This is a genomic window from Caloranaerobacter azorensis DSM 13643, from assembly GCF_900129995.1.
Lineage (GTDB): Bacteria > Bacillota > Clostridia > Tissierellales > Thermohalobacteraceae > Caloranaerobacter > Caloranaerobacter azorensis.
In genome coordinates this window covers 37852-44248 of record NZ_FQXO01000015.1, presented here as the reverse complement: position 1 = coordinate 44248, position 6397 = coordinate 37852, and the positions used below count along the sequence as shown (strand labels likewise).

7 protein-coding genes are annotated in these 6397 nt (G+C 30.6%); 5 read left to right on the top strand and 2 right to left on the bottom strand.

Translation table 11 applies throughout. The annotated features are described in order from the left end of the window. The coding region (locus BUB51_RS03850; RefSeq protein WP_073195644.1) for a transposase at positions 1-276 on the bottom strand (276 nt) is incomplete at its 3' end. A 78-nt stretch (positions 277-354) separates the two neighbouring features. Continuing rightward, positions 355-1743, bottom strand: a complete 1389-nt coding sequence (gene murC, locus BUB51_RS03845) for a UDP-N-acetylmuramate--L-alanine ligase (protein WP_073195642.1) — start codon at positions 1741-1743, stop codon at positions 355-357. A 300-nt stretch (positions 1744-2043) separates the two neighbouring features. Between murC and purR the strand changes: the two genes are divergently transcribed. The 5 genes from purR (at position 2044) to pth (ending at position 6397) form a co-directional block, all read left to right on the top strand. Then, entirely contained in the window at positions 2044-2874 is an 831-nt protein-coding gene (gene purR / locus BUB51_RS03840) for a pur operon repressor (protein WP_073195640.1), read from the top strand. Positions 2875-2960: 86 nt separating this feature from the next. Then, a complete protein-coding gene (gene spoVG, locus BUB51_RS03835) occupies positions 2961-3233 on the top strand; it encodes a septation regulator SpoVG (protein ID WP_035162889.1) in 273 nt (90 codons plus the stop codon). A gap of 206 nt (positions 3234-3439) precedes the next feature. After that, positions 3440-4825 (top strand): bifunctional UDP-N-acetylglucosamine diphosphorylase/glucosamine-1-phosphate N-acetyltransferase GlmU, encoded by a 1386-nt coding sequence (glmU, locus tag BUB51_RS03830; RefSeq protein WP_083599499.1) that lies wholly within the window; start codon positions 3440-3442, stop codon positions 4823-4825. A gap of 21 nt (positions 4826-4846) precedes the next feature. Continuing rightward, positions 4847-5794 (top strand): ribose-phosphate diphosphokinase, encoded by a 948-nt coding sequence (locus tag BUB51_RS03825; RefSeq protein WP_073195637.1) that lies wholly within the window; start codon positions 4847-4849, stop codon positions 5792-5794. A gap of 42 nt (positions 5795-5836) precedes the next feature. Then, on the top strand, positions 5837-6397 hold the full coding sequence (pth, locus tag BUB51_RS03820) for an aminoacyl-tRNA hydrolase (protein ID WP_073195635.1): 561 nt from the start codon (positions 5837-5839) through the stop codon (positions 6395-6397).

Sequence of the window (6397 nt, the reverse complement as noted above, 5' to 3'; positions counted from 1 at the left end):
ACGAAGAATTTGTATTTCAAGTTCTTTTTCACCTAAAAGTTTCTTTAGTTGTTCATTTTCTTTTTCTAGTATCTGAGACTTAACATCTTTATTAGTAGTTTTGGAAGTTTGTTTAGAAACTGTTGTTTTTCCATATTTTTTATAGTTATTTATCCATCTTGATAAGGTAACTGGATGAATATCATGGCGTCTTGCTACTATACCTTGTTCACCAGTTTCTAATGCTTCTTTAACTACTTTAACTCTAAATTCTTCAGTGAGTTGTTTTTTTGGCACTTAAATTCACCCCCTAAATTTATTATATTTCTATGGTTAATTTTGTCCAAATCTATTAGGGGGCTAAAAAGCTATTAACTATTGACTATTATCTAACAACATTTCTGCGACTTTATATATATCTCCTGCTCCAACGGTAAGAATAATATCGCCTTCATTAGCTTGTTTTAATAGATAATTAACAATATCTTTAAAATTATCAATGTATAAAGATTTTATGCCTTTGTTTATAAGTAAATCGGCTAAATCTTTTGAATGAATGAGTCCTGTATCTTTTTCTCTTGCGGCATATATGTCAGCTATTATTACGTTATCGGCATCATAGAAAGATTCACTAAACTCATCTAGTAGAGCTTTAGTTCTTGTATACGTATGAGGTTGGAATACACACCATATTTTATTGTGAGGAAGTTTTTTAGCTGCATTAAGAGTCGCTTTTATTTCGGTTGGATGGTGTGCATAATCATCTATTATTTTAATCCCATTTATACTGCCTTTTATTTCAAATCTTCTATGAGTTCCTGTGTAGTTCTCGATTGCTTCTATTATGGTATTAATAGGAATGTTAAGATAATGAGCTGTTGCAATAGCAGCTAAAGCATTATATACGTTATGTATTCCTATTACCTTGAGATTTATTCTATATTCTTTTGAATCATTAATTATTAACCTAAAATTAGGGAATCCATTGGATGTGAAAGATATATCATCTGCTTTATAATTACTTTTATTTTTTATTCCGAAAGTAACAATATTACAATTTACCTTATTAATAATTTTTGGAGTATTTATATCATCGTTATTTATAACTAATAATCCATTTCTAGGAAGTAATGCTGCGAAATTAGCAAATGTTTCGACTATATGTTCAATATCTTTAAAGTAATCTAAATGGTCTTCTTCTATGTTGAGGATTATACTTATATTAGGATTAAATTTCAAAAAATTGCCTTTATATTCACATGCTTCGGTTAAAAATATATTTTCTTTGCCGATTTTTACATTACCTCCAATGCTGTCTAAAACGCCGCCTAATAATATAGTTGGCTCTAAATTAGCATGTTCAAGTATAACAGACATCATAGCCGTTGTAGTTGTTTTTCCATGTGTACCAGAAACTGCAATAGAAGATTTATACATTCTCATTAATTGCCCTAGAAAAGTGGCTCTGTCGACAGTTACTATGTTTCTTTTTATGGCTTCAGTATATTCTGGGTTATCTTTACTAATAGCAGACGTATATACTATTAAATCTGCACCATTTATATTGTTTTTGTTATGACCTATATATATAGCAGCTCCTTTTTTCTTTAAACTTTCTATTATATCGGAATTTTTTATATCAGACCCTGAAACGATATATCCTGCATTTAATAAAATTTCTGCAAGTCCACTCATGCTAATACCGCCTATCCCGATAAAATGTACATGTTTGAAATTGTGTTTATGTATGTCAAAGTTAAACATAAAAATACCTCCCGATAATACAGTAATAATATTATTTCTAATCAATATTATTTTATAGTCTATAGGAAATTATATTAATTATTATAGACAATTTAATAACATAATTTCTGAAATTTATTTAAAATAGAGATTTTATTCTTATCAGAATAAAAGATTGTTACTGAGTAAATTATATCATATAAGGAATTCACAGGAAATTATATATCTTTAAAATAATTTTCATAAAGTATTGATTTATTTATATTTTACGAATAAAATTATATTTAAAAAGAAAAAATATTCGTGTTTAGGAGGATTCTTGTGATTAAGCTTAAGAGGAACGAAAGAATAGGAGCTATAATGAAGATATTGAGCGATAGGCCTAATCATATTTTTACTTACAATTATTTTACAGATAGATTGAATGCAGCAAAGTCTACGATTAGTGAAGATATAGTAATAATTAAGGGAATGCTAGAAAAACTTAAACTGGGGAAAATTGAGACTATTCCCGGCGCATCTGGCGGAGTGAAATATACTCCTCAAATTACTGAACAGATGATAAATGATTTTTTGAACGAAGTAACATCTTCATTAACTCAAAAAGAAAGAATAATTCCTGGCGGATTTATATATATGACCGATTTATTATATGATCCATCAATTGTTGGAATGGCGGGGAAGATATTTGCACATAAATTTATTAACGAAGATATAGATTATGTTGTTACTGTTGAAACTAAAGGGATACCGATAGCCTTAATGACGGCTCAATCATTAGACGTACCGCTAGTGATAATACGAAGGAATATAAAAGTTACAGAAGGGGCTGCGGTAAACATAAATTATGTAACTGGTTCAACAAAAAAAATTCAAACTATGTCTTTATCAAGAAAGGCTGTAAAGGCAGGAGATAAAGTTTTAGTGATAGATGATTTTATGAAGGCTGGGGGTACTGCAAAGGGAATTTGTGATATGATGAAAGAATTTAAAGCTGAAGTAATAGGGACAGGTGTATTTATTGCGACAGAGCTGCCAAAAGAAAAATTGGTAGATAATTATTTACCGTTGTTAATATTAAAAAAGATTGATGAAGAAGCAGAGGAGATTATAGTTAAGCCTAATAGAGAGTTATTGAATAATATTGATTAAATTGTTCTAAAATTAGAAGGAATTTGTCAAAATTAAGAGAATACTAATTTATATATTGAACAGCTACGGGGGAAGGTGGTGAAGCAATGAAAGTTACTGATGTAAGAATTAGGAAGATAAGTGACGAAGGTAGGATGAAAGCTATTGTATCGGTTACATTTGATGATGAGTTCGTAGTGCATGATATAAAGATTATAGAAGGAAATAATGGTCTTTTTATAGCAATGCCAAGCAGAAAGATGCCAGATGGGGAATTTAGAGATATAGCTCATCCTATTAATTCAGAAACGAGAAGTAAAATTCAAGAATCTATTCTAGCAGAATATGAGAAAGCATTGCAAGAAAATATGAGAGCGTAAATAAGAGGGGGGTCAATACCCTCTTTTTTCTATTACTTTTTTGACAAAAAATTAATAATATTTTAAAGGATACATATTTTTTTTGTTGAATTGTATAGATTGTTGTATATATTTATTATTATTAAATAAAACAAATCTATTTTTATTAATTATTTATTATAATGGAGATAGATTTCATTTAAATATTATTAGAGAGGGTGTTTATAGTGATTATATCGATTATTCTGGCAGCAGGTGAAGGAACTAGAATGAAGTCAAAGCTGCCTAAAGTACTACATCAAGTATGTGGAAAACCAATGTTAAGTCATGTAATTGAAGCTAGTAAGGGTGCGGGAATAAAAGAAAATATCGTTATTGTAGGACATGGTAAAGAAAAAGTGAAGGATACTATAAAGGAAGAAGGGGTAGTTTTTGTAGAGCAGCCTATTGGTGAAAAAGTACCATATGGAACTGGTTTTGCAGTAATGCAGGCAGAAGATTTAATAAAAGACGATAATTATGTTATAATCCTTTATGGAGATACTCCTTTAATTACTAGCAAAACAATTACTGACTTGATAGATTATCATAGAGAAAATAGTAATAATGCTACTGTTTTAACTGCTGAGTTTGATAATCCAACAGGGTATGGTAGAATAATTAGAGATGATAAAGGCAATATAATAGGAATTGTAGAAGAAAAAGATGCTACGATAGAGCAAAAGAGAATAAGGGAAATTAATTCGGGGATATATTGTTTTGACGGTAAGTATTTAAAAATGGCTTTGCATAATCTTAATAGTAATAATGCTCAAAATGAATATTATATAACCGATTCAATTAAGATATTAAACGAGAAAGGCTTAAAAGTAGGAGGATATAAACTAAACGATAATACAGAAATATTCGGCGTCAATTCCAGAGTACAATTGGCTGAAGCTGATAGAATAATGAGAAGAAGGATTAATGAGAAATTGATGTTATCAGGGGTTACAATATTAGATCCCGATAATACATATATAGGTAAGGATGTTCAAATAGGCAGAGATACTATTGTATATCCAGGAGTTTTTTTAGAAGGCAATACAAAAATAGGAGAGGACTGTATAATAGGAAGCAATTCGAGGATAATTAACAGTAATATTGGCAGCAGAGTAGTAGTACAGTCATCAACCATAATTGATAGTGAGGTTGGCGAAAATACGACAATAGGTCCGTATGCATATTTAAGACCTAATAGTAAAATAGGTAAATCAGTTAAAATAGGGGATTTTGTAGAGGTAAAAAATTCTGTAATTGGAGATAATTCTAAGGCTTCACATCTAGCATATATTGGCGATGCAGACGTAGGTAGAAATGTTAATATTGGCTGTGGTGTGGTTTTTGTGAATTATGATGGAGTAAACAAGCATAGAACAATTGTTGAGGATAATGCTTTTATTGGCAGCAATTCTAATCTAGTTGCCCCTGTAATAGTTAGAGAAAAAGGATATGTAGCAGCAGGTTCTACAATAACGGAGGAAGTTGGTAAAGGAACTCTATCTATAGCAAGGGCAAGACAGGTGAATAAAGAGGGTTGGATTGAAAGAAAATTTAATAAAAATAAAGAATAAAAACATAGGAGGAGTTTTTTTATGAATATAGGAGGAAGAGAAATCAAAATTCTTACTGGTAATGCTAACAAATGTTTTGCTAAAAAGATTTGCGATGAGCTAAATATTGAGCTCGGGGAAAGTCAAGTAGGAAGATTTAGCGATGGCGAGATTTCTGTTCACATTTCAGATTCTGTAAGAGGTGCAGATGTATTTGTTATCCAGCCTACTTGCCCTCCAATTAATGAAAATTTAATGGAACTGCTTATTCTTATTGATGCTTTAAAAAGAGCTTCAGCAGGCAGAATAAATGCAGTAATTCCATATTATGGCTATGCTAGGCAAGATAGAAAAACTAAAGCAAGAGAACCAATTACAGCAAAACTTGTGGCCGATATATTGACAACAGCAGGGGCAGACAGAGTTGTAAGTATGGATTTGCACGCAGGACAAATTCAAGGATATTTCGATATACCAGTAGACCATTTAACAGGCATACCTATATTAGCAGATTATTTTAAAAATATAATAGATAAAGAGACAGTAATAGTATCACCCGATATTGGAGGAGTTAAGAGAGCTAGGAATTTTGCAAGTTTGTTAGATTTACCAATTGCTATAATCGAAAAGAGAAGACCTAAAGCTAATGTATCAGAAGTAATGAACATTATAGGAGATGTGGAAGATAAAAATGTAATTTTAGTTGATGATATAGTTGATACTGCCGGTTCACTAACAAAAGCTGCTAAGGTATTAAAAGATTTTGGAGCAAATAAAGTATATGCTTGTTGTACACATCCAGTTCTTTCTGGACCTGCTATTGATAGATTAAAGGATTCAGTAATTGAAAAATTAGTAGTAACAGATACTATTCCTTTAACCGAAGATAAACAGATTGATAAAATTGATGTTGTTTCAGTTGCTCCATTATTTGCCGAAGCTATTAGAAGAATTTATTCGAATGAATCTGTAAGCAAATTATTTGATTAATTTGATTTTGACTTATAAGGTTTAGCATAGGAGTTGATTTCTTTGTATGCAGTAATTGGGTTAGGTAATCCAGGCAGAGCATATGATGGGACTAGGCATAATGTAGGATTTGACACAATTGACTGTTTAGCAGTGAGAAATAATGTAAGATTAAATAAAATAAAACATAAAGCAGTGTATGGGGAAACATTTATAAATAATGAAAAAGTTATATTAGTAAAACCGCAGACATATATGAACAGAAGTGGAGAGTGTGTTTTAGATATATATAACTATTACAAGATGCCGATTGAAAATATTATTGTAATATATGATGACATTGATATAAAATTTGGTTCATTGAGGATAAGGAAAAAAGGTAGTGCTGGAAGTCATAATGGAATGAAGTCAGTAATATACCAGTTGCAGAGTGAAAACTTCCCAAGAATAAGAATAGGTGTAGGGAAACCTAAAGAAGGTATGGATTTAGTCGATTTTGTATTAAGTAGATTTACTAAAGATGAAAGAGAAGTAATTGATTCTGCGATAGAGAGAGCAGCATTAGCTGTAGAAGCGATTATTTTTAAAGGATTAGATAAGGCTATGAATGAATATAATGGTTAG